Raw genomic sequence first — 16,872 nt, forward strand, 5'->3', positions numbered from 1 at the left:
TTTCTAACGCTCGACAGAGGCCAAGGTGCGGTAGCGCTGTTGTGCCTCTGTTACTTTACGTATATACCCTCTAGCTTCAGCTCTTGGGTGCTTTAAATGCAAGCGATCATAAACCTGCTGAGGTGATAGCTGATTAATAACGTTTACTGCTTGACGACGATCCTTATGAAAAGTACGTAACACGTTACCTGCTCCACCGTTATAACCTGAAATCATCGCGTACTCCTTAGACAAAGGATGACGAATACCATTTAAGTAGTTATCGCGCAAAATACTTAAATAGGCCGTTCCAGTATCTATATTGTTAGCCGGATTGAATAAATAATTGCGAGAAGGCTGGTCATTACGCTTTTTTATTCGTGTAAAAACATCCTTTCCAGCAGTGGAAGGTACCACTTGCATTAAACCATAAGCTGGAATGTGGCTAGTGGCATAGGGATTAAAGTGGCTTTCGGTTTCCATAATAGAATAAATCAGTGTTTCATCTATTCCATAACGTTGTGCTGCTGCTCTTACTAGGTGCTCATATTGATGCCCACGTACCTGAGTGTGGTTAGCTACTAGGGGAATTTCTACTCGATAAACAGTCTGCCCATTACGATCAACCTGTTGCACACTGTTATTAACTAAATATTCAGCATAACGCTCTGCACGCCACTCCCATTTTACTGGTTGACCTTCATGATCTAAAACCTGACCAGCCAATAAAGCAGGACCATCATAATTAATTTTTTTATCAGAATAGATTTCAGGATTTTCAGCATCATAAGGTGTTAGCAAAGTAGTAATGATGGCTTCTTTTAAATGCTGCTTGGGGTTAGCTTGATCAACCGTTTCAACAACAATCTTACCAGTATCAAAGTCCATTTCACCACGACTCTGATAACCGTCAGTGTATTTAACAAACTGGTGAGCAGAAGTAGTAATCAATGGCGCTCCTCGCCATTGTTTTTTCACTTCCTCCTGCAGTTCGGTCACACGTTCACGGTAAGCCTTGGCTTCCTGCTCAAGCTGAACAACAATTTTCTGGTAGTCTTTTAAATCTTCTGACAAGTTAGGGTAGCGATCAAGCCAGCTAGTTTCAGCTGAATCTACAGGCTCTTTTTCTTCTACTAAAGGCGCTACAATTAAAGCAGGTTTAGACGTTTGCTTGGGTTGGGTTACAGGCTTTATTGAATCGACTTCTATACTAGTATCATCACCTAAAGGAATCCCCTGCTGTGGGTCAGCCGTTAAAACTTTCACACTTGTTTCAGCTGGTGCAATTGGTTTTGGTTTAGGTGGTGCCTTGGTTGCTTCACGCTTAACAGGTACAGATTTAACTGTATTAGGCTGGGGCTGGATTAACACTTGGCTTTTAGCGCCTGTCGAAACGTGACTGGACGTGCCATTATTAACCCCTCCCTGACAAGCGACCAAAAAGACTGAAACAATAATAATTAAGGCGAATTTAGCGCGTGAAAAGCAGTTTAAAAAATACATCTGTATCCCTGTCATCAAGCAATAAAAAATATTAAGGCATTATAAAGCAAAGCTACTAAAGTTGCAGACTCTACTTAATTAGCAAAGACTAAGTTGTCGCACCTCTAGCTTTTGCCTATACTGTTTAATAATTAATCACAGATTAGTTAATAACCAAATTTTGCCAGCAAAACTACTGGAATTCATTATGCTGCTACCTTCGGTCGAAAACACTAGCGCATCAACACTTAACCGGCAGAAAAAAAATGCCGCTAGCGACCTAATGCCTGCCTCGTCAACGCAAGCAGCAATCAATGAAAATCAGGCAAAACAAACAAGTCAGCAGCTTGCAATAGAAAAAATTGACGATAAAGCAGCAAAACAAACCAAGCAGCCAGAACCGCTACAAGAGCTAGCAGAAACAACCTTTTCTACTGACTCTAACACTAGCTACCCAGATTTCACTGTCGATTTAAACTCCAGTTTAACCAGCACATCGATTCCTTCAGCTATTGAACTCAAGCCTGATGAAATTCGCTATGGCCGCAAACGCCCACCCTTACCCATCTCTTTTAGTTTTGGCTTACGTCGCCCCCAAGCAGTTGCAGTTGCTATGCGCTACCAATTGCTTGAAGGCAAGCAACCAGCTACTGCTGCCCAAGCAATACTTGACACCTTCGATTTAGCAGCAACCAATCGACTTCCCTACAATAAAGGTACTGAAATTAGCCTCGTTGCCTAGCTTTATAAAAAAAGACGCTAGCAACTGCTTGACAGCCGCCAACGCATAGCTTAAGTTTCAAACATACGTTTGAACAACAAACCCAGTAAGTAGCAACTAACAACAATTAGCCAAAGAGCAAGAGGTCACTATGCCAACTTATAAAGCCCCCCTACGCGATATGCGTTTTGTAATGAACGAACTACTCGACTTTCCAAGTCACTACAACAGCCTACCTAAGGGTGAAGACGCTGTTGAGGTTGCCGACGCCATTCTTGAAGAGGGCGCAAAATTTGCAGAGAACGTGCTTACTCCACTTAACCAAATAGGTGACCAACAAGGCTGCACGCTTAAGGATGGCGTAGTTACTATTCCAGAAGGCTTTAAAGAAGCCTATCAACAGTATGTTGAAGGTGGCTGGCCTTCCATTAGCCAAAATACCGAATACGGTGGCCAAGGTTTGCCACAATCTTTAGGTATGGTTTTAAACGAAATGATTTGTTCTGCCAACCTTTCTTGGGGTATGTACCCAGGTTTGTCACATGGCGCGATGAGTGCGTTAGAACACCACGGTACAGAAGAACTCAAGCAAACCTACCTAACCAAGCTAATTGAAGGTCGTTGGACAGGTACCATGTGCCTAACCGAACCGCACTGTGGTACTGACTTAGGTTTAATTAAAACACGGGCTGTTCCAGACGATAACAATGGCTATAAAGTTACCGGTACCAAAATCTTCATTTCAGCAGGCGATCATGAAATTAGTGAAAACATTGTTCACTTAGTTTTAGCCAAGCTACCCGATGCACCTGAAGGCAGCAAAGGCATCTCACTTTTTGTAGTACCTAAGTTTTTACCCGATGCCACAGGTGAAGCTGGCGAGCGTAACGGTGTTGTTTGTGGCTCACTAGAAAACAAAATGGGTATTCATGGTAACTCTACTTGCGTCATGAATTTTGATGATGCCACAGGCTACCTAGTGGGCCAGCCCAACAAAGGTTTGGCGGCTATGTTCACCATGATGAACGCTGCCCGTATTGGTGTTGGTATTCAAGGTCAGGGCTTAATCGAAGTTTCTTACCAAAATGCGTTAGCTTATGCGCGTGATCGCCTACAAATGCGTGCACTTTCTGGTACTAAAGCACCTGAAAAAGCAGCTGACCCAATTATTGTGCACCCAGATGTACGCCGTATGCTACTTACTCAAAAAGCCTTCAGCGAAGGTGGACGTGCACTTATTTTCTATACCGCCCAACTGGTCGATAAAGTAGAAAAAGGTCAGGATGAAAGCAAGCAAGAAGCAGACGATCTTCTTGGCTTATTAACCCCCATAGTTAAAGCCTTCCTAACTGAAGTGGGTTTTGAATCAACTAATGAAGGCGTACAGGTATTTGGCGGCCATGGTTTTATTCAAGAGTGGGGCATGGAGCAGTTTGTACGTGATGCACGCATTACGCGTTTATACGAAGGTACAACCGGTATTCAAGCACTCGATTTATTAGGTCGTAAAATCTTAATGAACCAAGGCGAACACCTACGTAAATTCACCAAACAAATTCACCAATACTGCCAATCGGCTAGCCAGCAAGAAGCCATGCACGAATTTATTAAGCCACTAACAGAGCTAAATAAAGAGTGGGGCGACTTAACCATGAAAATTGGTATGGCAGCTATGAAAAACCGCGAGGAAGTGGGTGCTGCTTCTGTAGACTACCTAATGTACTCAGGCTATGTAACCCTAGCTTACTTCTGGGCACAAATGGCTGAGATTGCACAGAAAAAACTAGCTGAAGGTACTAGTGAACAAGCTTTCTACCAAGCTAAGTTAGACACGGCACGTTTTTACTTCCAACGCTTACTACCGCGTACCAAAACACACGCAGCAACCATGCTAGCAGGTGCAGATACACTCCTAGCAATGGATGAAAGCGCTTTTGGTTTAGCGTTTGAAGTTTAACAAAGCTCTTTAAGGGAAGGGTCTTTGGGGTGACTTAGGTCACCCCTTTTTTTAACTTTTAATGCTTGATAAAACCTTAACCTGATATCTATAAACTGCTAATCTAATCAAGTAGCTAACTAGAACTAACTAGTCGTTTTATCGCCTTGTGCAATGCAGCAAACAAGGTAAGCTAGCGATACCACAAGATTTTGTACACTAGGATAGAGGTAGTAAAAATATGGCAATGTATAAGGCTCCCCTTCGTGACATGCAGTTTGTATTAAACGAAGTTTTTGAAGCAGAAAAAGTTTGGTCATCTATGCCTGCAACTGAAGGAATAGACCTAGACACAGTCAACGCCATTTTAGAAGGCGGTGCAAAAATTGCAGAAAACGAACTTTTCCCTATCAACCTAAGCGGTGATGCGGAAGGTGTTAAGTTCGAAAATGGTAAGGTAACCACGCCTACAGGCTTTAAAGAGGCTTGGAATACATTGGCTGAAGGCGGCTGGTTAGGGCTAGGCGGCAACCCAGAATACGACGGTATGGGTATGCCAAAAATGCTAACCGTGTTATTTGAAGAAATGCTTTATGCTTCTAACGCTGGCTTTACGCTTTACCCTTCACTCAATACCGGTGCAACTATTTTGTTAGATGCCCACGCTAGCGACGAAATCAAACAGCAGTTTTTACCTCCTTTATATGCGGGTCAGTGGATAGGTACCATGTGCTTAACCGAAACCCAAGCCGGTACAGACTTAGGCCTAATTAGCACTAAAGCTGAACCCAAAGGCGATGGCACTTACACCATTACTGGTAGCAAGCTTTGGATAACTGGCGGCGACCACGACCTAGCTGAAAACATTATTCACCTAGTGCTAGCCAAGCTTCCCGATGCACCAGCAGGTTCACGCGGCATTTCACTTTTCCTAGTACCTAAATTTAAAGTTAATTCAGACAACAGCCTAGGCGACTTTAATAACGTTAACTGCGGCTCTATCGAACACAAAATGGGTATCAAAGGTTCTGCTACTTGCGTTCTAAACTTTGATGGTGCAGAAGGCATCATGATTGGCGAGCCCAACCGTGGCCTAATGGCAATGTTCACCATGATGAACTACGAGCGCCTATCCATAGGTATTCAAGGTTTAGGCTTAGGTGAAGTGGCTTACCAAAGTGCCATGGACTTTGCCAAAGAACGCCTACAGTCGCGTGCTCCCGGCGGTGCAAAAAACCCAGAAAAACCTGCTGACCCTATTCTAGTTCACCCTGATGTTCGTCGTATGGCGCTTAACGTACGTGCATTCAATGAAGCCAGTCGTGCTTTTGCTTCTTACGTGGGTATGCAGCTAGACCTAAGCAAGTTCCACGAAGACGAAACCATCCGTAAGCATGGCGATAATATGATGGCGCTTATGACCCCTATAGCTAAGGCATTTATTACTGACCGTGGCTTTGATGCAACGGTTGAAGCCCAGCAAATTTATGGTGGTAATGGCTATTGTACTGAATGGGGGGCTGAGCAGTATGTTCGTGACGCACGTATTGCCCAAATTTACGAAGGTACTAACGGTATTCAAGCTTTAGACTTAATGGGTCGTAAAGTTTTTTCTAACCGTGGTGAGTTTGTAAAAATCTTTACACAAGAAGTGCGCGAGTTTTTAGCAAGCTGTGCAGACCTACCTAATATGCAAGCTTGGACAACAACGCTAGAAACTGAACTTAAGCGCTTAGAATCACTAACTGAAACAGTGATTGCTGCTGCGGATAAAAACCCAGCAGAAATTGGTGCAGCTTCGGTTGATTACCTAAACCTTTTTGGTCTAGTAACTTACGGTTATATGTGGGCACGTATGGTCAGCGTTGCTGAACGCAAAGTTGCTAGCGATACCTCTGGCTTCTATGCAACCAAAATTAAGGTGGGTAATCACTTCCTTAAGCGTATTCTACCTCGCACTCTAGCACTAGAGCAGCAAGTACTAGCGGGTGCTGATGTATTGATGGACTTAGAAGAAGAAGCCTTCTACGTCAACTAATGAAACCCTAAGCTTTTATAGTAAACACCAACCCCTGCTTTGGCAGGGGTTTTTTATTGTTTGAAGAAAAACAAACTAGGAAGGAATAAAAACAAATGCCCTAAACGCAAAAAACCCAGACTCTAAAAAAGGCTGGGTTTTAAATAATTGTGTCTTACTTGTGGTTTACCAAGAAAGCTTAAATTTAACCTGCTTTACTTGGTGCGGATGGAGAGACTCGAACTCTCACACCTTGCGGCACCAGAACCTAAATCTGGCGTGTCTACCAATTCCACCACATCCGCTTAAAACTTCATTCTTTTCAAAAGGTTAGAGACTTTATTTGTCCCCGTCCTTGATTGGAATGAAGCGTATTCTACAGCAAAGTTTTGTTCCGTCAACTCTTTTTTTAAAAAAAAGATAAAACTTAACTTTGGCTAGCTTAAACCACTAACCCACAAGGCTTTACACTAGTTGCTGCATTTTTATAAAGACTCGTCGTTTCTGCCAGGGTATCTAATAATGCAGCCTCATGCACTGCTTCGCCTACAGGTACCTTTTGTTGTTTAGCATTAATACCCAACTTACGGAACAAAGCTAGGTCTTGCTGCGCTTCAGGATTGCCAGTGGTTAACAACTTATCACCATAAAAAATAGAGTTAGCGCCAGCAAAAAAAGCCATCGCCTGTTCACTGCTACTTAATTTTTCGCGACCTGCCGATAAACGTACACGTGAGGTAGGCATTAAAATACGTGCCACGGCTATCACGCGAATAAACTCCAAAGGCTCTAGCTCTTTTAAATCTTCCATAGGTGTACCAGGTACTTTAACCAACATATTTAATGGCACACTTTCAGGGTGGGGTTGTAAAGAAGCTAATTGCTGTAGCAAACCGATACGATCGCTCACCTGCTCGCCCATACCTAAAATACCGCCTGTACAAATTTTCATGCCCGCTTGGCGCACCTTATCTAAAGTTGCCAATCTATCGTCATAGGTGCGAGTAGTAATAATTTCACCGTAAAATTCAGCCGAAGTATCTAGGTTATGGTTGTAATAGTCTAAACCTGCGCCAGCTAAAGCTTCCGCCTGGTCTGCTTTTAACATGCCTAAAGTCATGCAGGTTTCTAAACCCAAAGCCTTTACTTCACGCACCATATTTAACACGGCGGGCATATCTCGCTCGGTTGGTGACCGCCAAGCAGCACCCATACAAAAGCGGCTAGCACCGGCCTTTTTTGCTTCTTTGGCTTGTTCTAACACCTTGTTGATCTCTAGCAGCTTTTCTTTCGACAAACCCGTGTTGTAATGAGCTGACTGAGGACAATACTTACAATCTTCTGGGCAGCTGCCCGTTTTAATGGAAAGTAAGGTTGAAACCTGCACATCGTTAGCATCAAAATTTTGCCTATGCACACTATGGGCACGAAACAGTAGGTCATTAAAGGGTAGTTCAAAAAGTGCAGCAATTTCATCGCTACTCCAGTCAAAGCGTTGCTCAGTCATAATACCAATCCTGTAAACCATCAATATAAAACAAGTTAACGCAATAATGCAGGAGCAGCCTAATGAGGTCAACCACAATAATTACCAAGGTTAACGACTGGCAAAAAAAACTTTTTTATTGGCATAGGTCTAGTCGCTGGTTATTACCAGGCACCTGTTTGATCTGTATGCATCCCTTAGTGGGTGAACGTGACCTGTGTAAGCTTTGCCTTAAACAATTGCCTCATAACACCAACGCTTGTAAGTTTTGTGCCGAACCCTTAACAACAAAACGGCAACCGCCCATTTGTAATTACTGTTACCAAGCACCCGTAGCTTTTGATCAAGCCTTTGCCCCTTGGCTTTATCTGCCACCCTACAGTCAGCTTATTTGGGAATTTAAATACACAAAAAACCTTGCCGCAGGCTACCTTCTCTTAGACCTGCTTTTTGATAGTCTAGCCAAGAAGAATAAAACCTACGATTACCTGCTAGTTATTCCAGGTCAAAAAGATCGTATTAAACAACGGGGTTATCATGCACCTACTTGGTTAGCCAAGCGTTTAGCCTTGCTTAGTGATCTAACATTTTTTAAGCAGGGTTTAAAAAGAGTTAAAGACATTCCTAGCCAGCAAGACTTAGGCCGCAAGGCGCGTTGGTTGAACCCTAGGGGTGCATTTAAGGCGGCTTCAGAAATAGCAGGGAAAAGGGTGTTATTACTGGATGACGTAATAACAACTGGAGCCACTAGTCACTGGGCAGCGGAAGAATTAAAAAAACAAGGTGCTCTTAGTGTTGATCTGCTAGCAACAGCCAAAACACCATCTAAATTTAAACACTAGGCCATAATCTTCAGTGCCAAATAAGGCGCAACAGTAAACACTAGCGTCATAATTTTGTAGTTACTCAAGAAGTCAAAATACTTAGTTGTGAGTTCTTTGTCGTCTAAATCAAACATCTTGCTATGAATGCTACTAATAGCGCTCTTCATAAATAACAGAATCAAGGCTGCTACAAGAAGGTAGCCAAGATTGATGACCGCTACCCAACCAAAAAACGTTGTTAACTGTGCAATACTCATTAGACTTTACCTTTTATTCTTTCAAGGACAGCAATACTTTCCTTAAATATTTTATCTATATACTCTTTTTCATCTACATCAGCAGAGACAGCCGCTTGGTCTGACTTAATGCCAGAAAGCATTTCTTCAATAAGCTCCGGCTTATCTTTAGCTACTCTCTGAATTAAACCGCTCAGCAAGTAAAGTGCAGCATCAGCTTTTGGGTTATTCATAACTATCCCCTTAAAAGTCATTCAATATTAAAACTAAAGTAAAAAGGTTAGGCGCTAACAATAACACCAGTAAGGGCTTTACTGATCAGGTTTTTTTTCATCTGTGTGCGGCTTACTGGTGTTGGAAACCAAAAATCAAGCGGGTGTTCAAAGCCAATGCCGTGCATATAGTTATAAAGAGCTTTACGCAGTCCCTCGCCTAACATTTCATGATCAACTTTAATGGGGTCGATAAAACCAACATCATTTTCAGCAAATTGAGTTTCTGGTCGTTCTATTAACGTGATGCCGTAGTCTTCAGGGTTTAAACCAATGGGGCTGTGAATGGTTGCTGCAAACCTGTGCCAGTAGGCTGACTGAAAGCAACCCTCTTGCATCATTTGGCGTACCATTTCTAAGGCATCTAGCGTTTCTTGTTCTGTCTGGGTCGGAAAGCCGTACATTAAATAGGCATGAACTAAAATGCCTGAATCACTGAATGCCTTAGTAACTCGCGCTACCTGCTCTACGCTTACGCCTTTTTTCATTAATTTTAACAAACGGTCGGAAGCAACCTCCAATCCACCACTAACAGCAATACAGCCAGAATCTGCTAACAGCTGGCAGCGTTCAACGGTGAAGGTTTTTTCAAAGCGGATATTGCCCCACCAACTAATCACCACACCCCGCTCAATTAAACGTCGCGCAAGTGCAAACAGGGCTTTAGGTGGGGCGGCTTCATCTACAAAGTGAAATCCAGTTTGGCCGGTTTCTTCAATTAGCTCTTCTATTCGATCAACCAGAATATCAGCACCAGCTTCATCGTAACGGTCAATGTAATCCAATGAAATGTCACAAAAGCTGCATTTTCGCCAATAACAACCGTGGGCGATGGTAAGCTTATTCCAGCGACCGTCACTCCAAATTCGGTGCATGGGATTAAGCATTTCACACAAAGAAAGGTAGTCATCCAGCGGTAAACCATCGTAAATCGGCGCACCCACCTCAGTTTGTGGAATATCGTGCAGGGTGGCATTTTCATTTAAATGCACGTAGGGCTTGCCCGTTTCATCTTCTGCCAGAAAATAAGTTCGCACCAAATCATCTAACTCACGCTCACCTTTCAGGTATTCCAACAGGGTTAGTAAGGGGCGCTCGCCGTCATCTAGGCAAATAAAATCAACAAATTCAAACACACGAATATCTTTTAAGGCTCTAAGTTCGGTATTAACAAAACCACCGCCCATCACAACAGGCAGGTTAGGGTTAATATTTTTACAGGCTTGGGCAATTCTCAACGCACCTAACATATTGCCGGGAAAAGGCACGGTTAAGCCAACAACACTGGGTTGGGTTTCTTCTAAATAGATCTCAACCAACTGTTCTAAAATGCCAGAGGTAAAGCTTGGCTCTGCCATTAGCGTAGCGTACAAATCATCAAAATAAGGATTAGCGGCGGCTAGGCGTTCACCGTAGCGACTCACTTCAAAATAAGGGTCAACGCCTTGTGTAATAACGGCAGATAGGTCGTTAATAAAGAGGGTTGCTAGGAATTTGGCTTTGTCTTGTACGCCAAGATCACCAAAGGCCGCTTTTAATACATCGCCAGAGACGGCTTCCATCTGAGCAATCACATCATAGGCCGGGCCTTCTGGTAAAAAACGCCGCGATACAATACGCAGTGCAAGGCTAGGGTCTTTACCCTGTAAAAACCGAATAACCGGCTCAACGCAAAGCCGATAACGATCAAATTCTGTTAGAAAGGTGTAGATAACGTCAGGCAACTCATCATCTTCAAACGACTCGAAGTTCTCTTCGACGTGTTGCCGCATAATATCTAAGCCTTGAGTGGTCATCATCTCAAGAAATAGTTCTATAGCAGGGTCACGCTGAACAGCAGAATACCCTCGAGCACGAAGAAACCCAGTTAAATAAGCCGTAGCAGGGTAAGGCGTATTTAACTGGGTCATGGGAGGGGTCATCAACAAAACGGTCATGGTATGCCTAGCGGTTAGAGTAAGCCAAAAGCTTAGTGAAACAAGGCGTACATTCTATCCTCTTTTTGCAGCACAAGGCATCACATGGGGAGTTCCCTCTTAGTTGCTAAATAAACTTCTAGCAATAATCACTTTCTGAATTTCGCTGGTGCCTTCATAAATGCTGGTTACACGAATATCCCTTGCATAACGCTCTAGTGGAAAATCTTGCATATAACCGTTAGCACCTAAAAGCTGTAAAGCATCATAACAGGCTTTATTGCCTTTTTCGGTCGCCATTAACTTAGCCATAGATGCTTGTACGGCAAAAGGTTTGCCCGCATCTTTAAGTGAGGCTGCTTGCATAATAAGTAAACGAGCCGCTTCCATTTCGGTGTAGTTGTCTACTAGCATCCACTGCAAACCTTGAAATTCGGCCAGTGGCTTACCAAACTGCTTGCGCTCTTGTACATAGTTACAAGCATAGTCTAAGGCTGCGCTAGCAACGCCTAGAGCAAGTGAAGCAATACCAATACGCCCACCGCACAATTCAGTCACCGCAATTTTAAAGCCTTGGTTTTCTTCGCCTATAATGGCATCTAGGGGAATACGGCAATCCTCGAAAATCACCTCATGTGTACCCGAGCCTTTTTGACCCATTTTATTTTCTGGTTTAGCAACCTTTACCCCTGGGTTGTCGCCATCTACCAAGAAGCAAGAAATACCCTTACCCTTGGGTGCGTCTGGGTTGGTTACAGCCCAAACCACATACACGCCAGCTAAAGCAGCGGTAGAAATCCATACTTTACTGCCATTTAATACCCAAGCATCGGCTTCTTTTACGGCACGGGTTTTCATGGCCGCTGGGTCAGAACCGGCTTCCGTTTCTGTTAAGCAAAAGCTACCGGCCGCAAACTCACCCGAACACAGCTTAGGTAAATAATGACTTTTTTGTGCTTCACTACCTATGGCTTGAATAAGTTCTGCCACCATATTGCTAACTGAAACAGCCACAGCGGTTGAAGCACAAGCACGCGCTAGTTCAGTAATGGCTAAAGAAAAAGCCACCGTACCCGCTTCTGTTCCACCGTACTCACCCGCAATATTAACGCCCATAAAGCCTTGCTCTGCTAGCTGCTTTAAGTGACTTTTTAATATTTCAGGGTTAGAGGTTGCATCCAACTCCGCAGCTTTAGGTGCAAGCACACCTTCTGCAAACTGCTTGGCTGCATCTTGAATCATTGCCTGTTCTTCAGTCAGCTCAAAATTCATATTATTTACCTTTAATCATTTATCTTTAAGCTTAGTCACGTTCAAATGGGTTAAACCATACGAATGGCGCCATCCATACGAATAACTTCCGCATTTAAATAGGTGTTTTCAATAATATGCGCCACCAAAGAAGCAAATTCTTCTGGCTTACCTAAACGCTTAGGAAAAGGTACACCCGCTTCTAACTGCTGACGTGCTTCATCAGGAATGCCGTCCATCATGGGCGTACCACAAACTCCGGGTGCAATGGTCATTACACGAATACCATGACGTGCTAACTCACGTGCCAAAGGCAAAGCCAAACTAACCACACCACCTTTAGAAGAGGCATAACTGGCCTGTCCCACTTGTCCATCAAAAGCAGCAATGGAAGCCGTATTAATAATTACCCCACGCTCACCGTCTTCTTGGGCGGGTAATTTAGCCATAGCTGAAGCTGCCAAACGTGCCACGTTAAAGCTACCCACTAGGTTAATATTGACACCCTTAGCAAAGGCATCTAAATCGGCAGGGTTTAAATCACGGTCTAGTAGTTTTTGTACAACAACAATACCGGCGCAGTTAACTACACCCGAAAGGCCGCCAAACTTACTAATAGCTAAATCTACCGCAGCTTGCACTTCTTGGGCAGAGGTTACATCGCAACGGCTAAAAGCGGCTTTGTCTGCGCCTAGTTTAGCAACCATAGCAGCGCCAGCATCGGCATTTAAGTCAGCCAAAACAACCTGAGCACCACGTTCAACTAAATATTCAGCCGTGGAAGCACCCAAACCTGATGCTCCGCCAGTAATTAAAAAAGTTTGCTGTTTAATTTTCATTCTAGGCTTTCTCTCTGTTTTTTTACTTAGCTAATAATTAAAAAATCACCCACCTAAGCTTCATTTAAGTGGGTGATTGACTTCTAAAACAGCTTAGGTGTTAGCTTCATCTTCTGCTTGCTTACGCAGCATAAAGCGCTGAATTTTGCCACTTGGTGTTTTAGGTAGCTCATCAACAAATTCAATTTCACGTGGGTAAACGTGGGCAGACATGCGTTCGCGTACCAAGCCTTGAATATCTTTCACTAGCTGATCGCTTGCTTCATAACCATCACGCAGAACCACGAAGGCTTTAATAATGTAACCACGCAGCTCGTCTGGCTTGCCTACCGCTGCCGATTCAGCAACTGCCGGGTGTTCTAACACAGTATTTTCAACATCCGTTGGACCAACCTTGTAACCGGCAGTAGTGATAATGTCGTCATCACGACCATCAAACCAGTAGGTGCCATCTTCATGTTGCACAACCATATCGCCTGTTAAGTAATACTTACCAGCAAACGGCTTTTTTTCTTGCCAAGTATAACCAGCGAAGAAGAAAGCAGGAGAGGCTTCCATATCTATAGCTAGCTGACCCGTTACACCTTGAGCCACTTCGTTATTTTCAGCATCTAGAATAACGATACGATAACCAGGCATAGGCATACCCATAGAACCGACTGGAGTTTTATGTTCTAAGGTGTGGTGGCAACAGCAGGTCATACCCGTTTCTGTTTGTCCATAATGATCCATTACACGGCAGCCAAGGTTTTCAGTTACCCAGTTTACAACTTCGGTATTCAGTGGCTCACCCGCTGAGCTTGCTCTACGCAAGAAAAGTTCGCTTGACTTACCTTCTAACTCACCACTCGATTTCATCATACGATAAGCAGTAGGTGCTGAAGCCAGGTTGGAAATTTTATGGCGCTTCAAAAATTCTAGGGTATTTTCAGCGGTAAAACCTGCTTCGTTAAAGTGGGTAGTACAACCTAAGAGGAGTGGGCCAGTAATTGCGTAATAAAGACCATAAGCCCAACCTGGATCAGCCATATTCCAGAAGTTATCATCATCTTCCAAACCAACGGCATAACGCATATAAATGTAGAAACCAATCAGCCCACGTAAGGGTACAGCAACGCCTTTTGGCTTGCCGACTGTACCTGAAGTAAACATTTGCAAAAATGGCTGATCTGCATCTAAAACTAGGGTTTCACTTTCGCTACTTTGGGTTTCTAACAGACTAGCAAAATGAAGGTCATTCCATTTTTCTGCTGCGGCTTCAGTTCCTATCATCACCATAGGTGGCAGGTCCTTCACTGGCTTAAACTTGGCGCGGTTTTCTTCATCAGTAAAAACCAAGACTGTTTTAGCTTGGCTTAAGCGGTATTCAATAGCCTCGTAACCAAAAGCAGTAAAAAGGGGCTGATAGACTGCACCAATACGCCAGGTAGCAAAAATAAGGGTAAGCAGGTCGGCATTACGTGGCAGCATGGCTGCAACTCGATCACCTTGCTTAACGCCTTGTTGTTTTAGCAGATTAGCTAATTTGCCACTTTTTTCGTGCATCTGGGCAAAAGTATAGCTAGAAACTTTTCCTGCTGAATCTTCATGAACTAAAGCATTTTTATCCGCTTTACTTCCCAAGGCATGACGACCACAGCATTCAGTGTAGGCATTAAAACCACCTGCCAAACTACCTTCTAGTACAGCTTCAATATCACTAATTTGGAAAGACTTCATAAAGTCTACGTAATCTTGTGTACTTGCCATTGTTGAATTGGCCATGGTGTTACCTCCGGACATTCGGTTTATTGTTCTTGCAGTTTGCTATTCCTGTATAACCTTGACGTAAACGTCAACATCACACTTTAAATAAAGGCGACCTGAGTCACCTTTGAAAATAAATAAACGAGCAAGTGCTCGGTTTTTTAATTAGCCTAATTCAGCCTTTACATTTGGGCAAGTACTTTTTAAAAGCCAACTAAAAGTTTTCACGCAGCACCATAGCCACTAACTCTTGAGCCAACTCATCGGGACTGAGTTTTCCGTCTGGCTGGTACCATTGCACTGTCCAATTTAATGCGCCTAAGGCTAGGTGGCGTTGTAGGCTTTGATCACCTTTTAGCAAACCTGCTTCATGGCACTCATTTATCACTTCGCGCCAGCTAGTTTCATAGGCATCACGTAGCTTCACTAACAAATCACGTGAATCTTGGGTTAAGCTGCGCCACTCATAAATAGCAACGACGTGGGCATCTCGGTCTTCTAAGAGGGTTGATAGATGTGCTCTGGCTAGTGCATAAAGGCGCTCTCTAGGAGTGAGTGCATTAGCTAAGGTTTGACGAGCAATTTCCATGGCATGCAACATGCCAGATTCAATGACCGCATAAAGAATTTCTTGTTTATCATTAAAGTGATGAAACAAGCTGCCCGACTTAATGCCCATAGCATCAGCCAGCATTCTTACCGTGGTAGACTCATAACCCTGATTACAAAATAGCCGAGCAGCAATTGCTACTAGCTCCTTGCGTCTTTTAGAATTCTTGTTTAACTTCATGAAGGTTAACTAGCGCTTGCTTGGTTTTATGACTTAAAAGTCACAAATTACCTCTAGCCAAGACAGAGGTCAAGCGGCAATCTATAAGTAACAAGGTAAATTTTACACTAGCCAACAACGAGGTTTTTTCATGCAAGATCCAATTGTTATTGTTTCCGGTGCTCGTACACCTATGGGTGGAATGATGGGTAGCCTCTCTAGTTTAACTGCGCCCGAGCTAGGTGGTGTTGCTATTGCTGAAGCCATTAAACGTGCTGGCATTCAACCAGCCGATGTACAAGAAGTGATTATGGGCTGTGTACTGCCTGCGGGCGTTAAGCAAGGCCCTGCTCGCCAAGCCATGATGAATGCAGGTATCCCAGTAGAGACAGGTGCAACTACTATCAATAAGCTTTGCGGTTCAGGTATGAAAGCTGTGATGCTAGCTCACGATCTAATTAAAGCAGGCTCTAACGATATTATGGTTGCTGGTGGCATGGAGAGCATGTCTAGCGCCCCACACGTTTTAACCAAAGCACGCAGTGGTTACCGTTTGGGCCATGGTGAAATTAAAGACCATATGTTTTTAGATGGTTTAGAAGATGCTCGCACCGGTAAGCTAATGGGCGTTTTTGCACAAGACGTTGCTGATGAATACAACTACACCCGTGAAGCGATGGATAACTTTGCTATTAGTTCGCTTAACCGTGCTAAAAAAGCCATAGAAGATGGCAAGCTTAAGGCAGAAACGGCTTCTGTTACCGTTAAAACACGTAAGGGTGAAGTGGTTGTTACCGATGATGAACAGCCTCACCAAGCCGATATTTCTAAAATCCCTGGCTTACGCCCTGCCTTTAAGAAAGACGGCACAGTCACCGCAGCTAACTCCAGCTCTATTTCTGATGGTGGTTCTGCACTGGTACTTATGCGTGAGTCTGAAGCTAAAAAGCGTGGTTTAACTCCCCTAGCTAAAATTGTTGCTCATGCCACTAATTCTCGTGAGCCAAGCGAATTTACCCTAGCACCCATAGGCTCTATCGAAAAAGTCTTAGCTAAAGCAGATTGGAAAATTGAAGACGTTGATTTATTTGAAATTAACGAAGCCTTTGCTGTGGTAACCATGCTAGCAATGGACGGTTTAAAAATTCCTCACGAAAAAATCAATATCTACGGCGGTGCATGCGCTCAGGGTCACCCTATTGGCTCAACCGGTTCTCGTATTCTTGTAACGCTCATGTATGCACTAGCACAAGAAGGTAAGAAGCGCGGTATTGCCAGCCTGTGCATTGGTGGGGGCGAAGCAACCGCAGTAGCTATAGAACTGGTTTAATAACCCAGCATTAAAACCAATAAAGCACTACCAAGAAGCTGAAATAAAAAATTTCAGCTTCTTTTTTG

The 16,872-nt window shown here is 43.6% G+C and carries 14 protein-coding genes and 1 tRNA gene; 5 read left to right on the top strand and 10 right to left on the bottom strand.

Annotated features, from left to right (window positions below):
• Positions 1-3 precede the first annotated feature (3 nt).
• Entirely contained in the window at positions 4-1,482 is a 1,479-nt protein-coding gene (mltC, locus tag H571_RS0100840) for a membrane-bound lytic murein transglycosylase MltC (protein ID WP_051168043.1), read from the bottom strand.
• Between the two features lie 187 nt (positions 1,483-1,669).
• Here mltC and H571_RS0100845 point away from each other — a divergent pair, with 187 nt between their 5' ends.
• The 3 genes from H571_RS0100845 (at position 1,670) to H571_RS0100855 (ending at position 6,156) form a co-directional block, all read left to right on the top strand.
• A complete protein-coding gene (locus H571_RS0100845; protein ID WP_027847648.1) occupies positions 1,670-2,203 on the top strand; it encodes a hypothetical protein in 534 nt (177 codons plus the stop codon).
• A 130-nt stretch (positions 2,204-2,333) separates the two neighbouring features.
• Positions 2,334-4,139, top strand: coding sequence for an acyl-CoA dehydrogenase C-terminal domain-containing protein (locus H571_RS0100850; protein WP_027847649.1), 1,806 nt, complete (start codon positions 2,334-2,336; stop codon positions 4,137-4,139).
• A gap of 220 nt (positions 4,140-4,359) precedes the next feature.
• Positions 4,360-6,156 carry an acyl-CoA dehydrogenase C-terminal domain-containing protein gene (locus H571_RS0100855; RefSeq protein ID WP_027847650.1) on the top strand — a complete coding sequence of 599 codons (1,797 nt, stop codon included), beginning with the start codon at positions 4,360-4,362 and terminating at the stop codon, positions 6,154-6,156.
• Positions 6,157-6,355: 199 nt separating this feature from the next.
• On the opposite strand, the gene H571_RS0100860 is transcribed toward H571_RS0100855, so the two are convergent.
• Positions 6,356-6,440 (bottom strand) — tRNA-Leu (locus tag H571_RS0100860).
• A gap of 137 nt (positions 6,441-6,577) precedes the next feature.
• The gene (bioB, locus tag H571_RS0100865; protein WP_084482582.1) at positions 6,578-7,642 is read right to left on the bottom strand and encodes a biotin synthase BioB; all 1,065 of its coding nucleotides are present in this window, start codon (positions 7,640-7,642) and stop codon (positions 6,578-6,580) included.
• A gap of 62 nt (positions 7,643-7,704) precedes the next feature.
• Between bioB and H571_RS15375 the strand changes: the two genes are divergently transcribed.
• A complete protein-coding gene (locus H571_RS15375) occupies positions 7,705-8,463 on the top strand; it encodes a ComFC family protein (RefSeq protein WP_051168044.1) in 759 nt (252 codons plus the stop codon).
• On the opposite strand, the gene H571_RS0100875 is transcribed toward H571_RS15375, so the two are convergent.
• The 7 genes from H571_RS0100875 to H571_RS0100905 form a co-directional block, all read right to left on the bottom strand.
• Positions 8,460-8,702, bottom strand: coding sequence for a DUF6868 family protein (locus H571_RS0100875; protein ID WP_027847652.1), 243 nt, complete (start codon positions 8,700-8,702; stop codon positions 8,460-8,462). The genes H571_RS15375 and H571_RS0100875 overlap by 4 nt on opposite strands.
• A complete protein-coding gene (locus tag H571_RS0100880) occupies positions 8,702-8,914 on the bottom strand; it encodes a hypothetical protein (protein WP_027847653.1) in 213 nt (70 codons plus the stop codon). Before H571_RS0100880 ends, H571_RS0100875 begins: the two co-directional genes overlap by 1 nt.
• A 47-nt stretch (positions 8,915-8,961) precedes the next feature.
• Positions 8,962-10,890, bottom strand: a complete 1,929-nt coding sequence (locus tag H571_RS0100885; RefSeq protein WP_027847654.1) for a B12-binding domain-containing radical SAM protein — start codon at positions 10,888-10,890, stop codon at positions 8,962-8,964.
• Positions 10,891-10,989: 99 nt separating this feature from the next.
• A complete protein-coding gene (locus H571_RS0100890) occupies positions 10,990-12,141 on the bottom strand; it encodes an acyl-CoA dehydrogenase family protein (protein ID WP_027847655.1) in 1,152 nt (383 codons plus the stop codon).
• Between the two features lie 50 nt (positions 12,142-12,191).
• Entirely contained in the window at positions 12,192-12,959 is a 768-nt protein-coding gene (locus H571_RS0100895; RefSeq protein ID WP_027847656.1) for an SDR family NAD(P)-dependent oxidoreductase, read from the bottom strand.
• 93 nt (positions 12,960-13,052) lie between these two features.
• Positions 13,053-14,723: an AMP-binding protein gene (locus tag H571_RS0100900; protein ID WP_027847657.1), complete on the bottom strand. Its 1,671-nt coding sequence runs from the start codon at positions 14,721-14,723 to the stop codon at positions 13,053-13,055.
• A 196-nt stretch (positions 14,724-14,919) separates the two neighbouring features.
• On the bottom strand, positions 14,920-15,495 hold the full coding sequence (locus H571_RS0100905) for a TetR/AcrR family transcriptional regulator (protein ID WP_027847658.1): 576 nt from the start codon (positions 15,493-15,495) through the stop codon (positions 14,920-14,922).
• A 130-nt stretch (positions 15,496-15,625) separates the two neighbouring features.
• Between H571_RS0100905 and H571_RS0100910 the strand changes: the two genes are divergently transcribed.
• Positions 15,626-16,804 (top strand): acetyl-CoA C-acyltransferase, encoded by a 1,179-nt coding sequence (locus H571_RS0100910; RefSeq protein ID WP_027847659.1) that lies wholly within the window; start codon positions 15,626-15,628, stop codon positions 16,802-16,804.
• Positions 16,805-16,872 lie beyond the last annotated feature (68 nt).

It is taken from the genome of Marinospirillum minutulum DSM 6287, from assembly GCF_000422325.1.
Taxonomy (GTDB): Bacteria; Pseudomonadota; Gammaproteobacteria; order Pseudomonadales; family Halomonadaceae; genus Marinospirillum; species Marinospirillum minutulum.

Bases quoted from the DNA above. Each gene is read 5' to 3' on its own strand.
- mltC (WP_051168043.1), bottom strand. From the start codon at position 1,482: ATGTATTTTTTAAACTGCTTTTCACGCGCTAAATTCGCCTTAATTATT.
- H571_RS0100845 (WP_027847648.1), top strand. From the start codon at position 1,670: ATGCTGCTACCTTCGGTCGAAAACACTAGCGCATCAACACTTAACCGG.
- H571_RS0100850 (WP_027847649.1), top strand. From the start codon at position 2,334: ATGCCAACTTATAAAGCCCCCCTACGCGATATGCGTTTTGTAATGAAC.
- H571_RS0100855 (WP_027847650.1), top strand. From the start codon at position 4,360: ATGGCAATGTATAAGGCTCCCCTTCGTGACATGCAGTTTGTATTAAAC.
- bioB (WP_084482582.1), bottom strand. From the start codon at position 7,642: ATGACTGAGCAACGCTTTGACTGGAGTAGCGATGAAATTGCTGCACTT.
- H571_RS15375 (WP_051168044.1), top strand. From the start codon at position 7,705: ATGAGGTCAACCACAATAATTACCAAGGTTAACGACTGGCAAAAAAAA.
- H571_RS0100875 (WP_027847652.1), bottom strand. From the start codon at position 8,702: ATGAGTATTGCACAGTTAACAACGTTTTTTGGTTGGGTAGCGGTCATC.
- H571_RS0100880 (WP_027847653.1), bottom strand. From the start codon at position 8,914: ATGAATAACCCAAAAGCTGATGCTGCACTTTACTTGCTGAGCGGTTTA.
- H571_RS0100885 (WP_027847654.1), bottom strand. From the start codon at position 10,890: ATGACCGTTTTGTTGATGACCCCTCCCATGACCCAGTTAAATACGCCT.
- H571_RS0100890 (WP_027847655.1), bottom strand. From the start codon at position 12,141: ATGAATTTTGAGCTGACTGAAGAACAGGCAATGATTCAAGATGCAGCC.
- H571_RS0100895 (WP_027847656.1), bottom strand. From the start codon at position 12,959: ATGAAAATTAAACAGCAAACTTTTTTAATTACTGGCGGAGCATCAGGT.
- H571_RS0100900 (WP_027847657.1), bottom strand. From the start codon at position 14,723: ATGGCCAATTCAACAATGGCAAGTACACAAGATTACGTAGACTTTATG.
- H571_RS0100905 (WP_027847658.1), bottom strand. From the start codon at position 15,495: ATGAAGTTAAACAAGAATTCTAAAAGACGCAAGGAGCTAGTAGCAATT.
- H571_RS0100910 (WP_027847659.1), top strand. From the start codon at position 15,626: ATGCAAGATCCAATTGTTATTGTTTCCGGTGCTCGTACACCTATGGGT.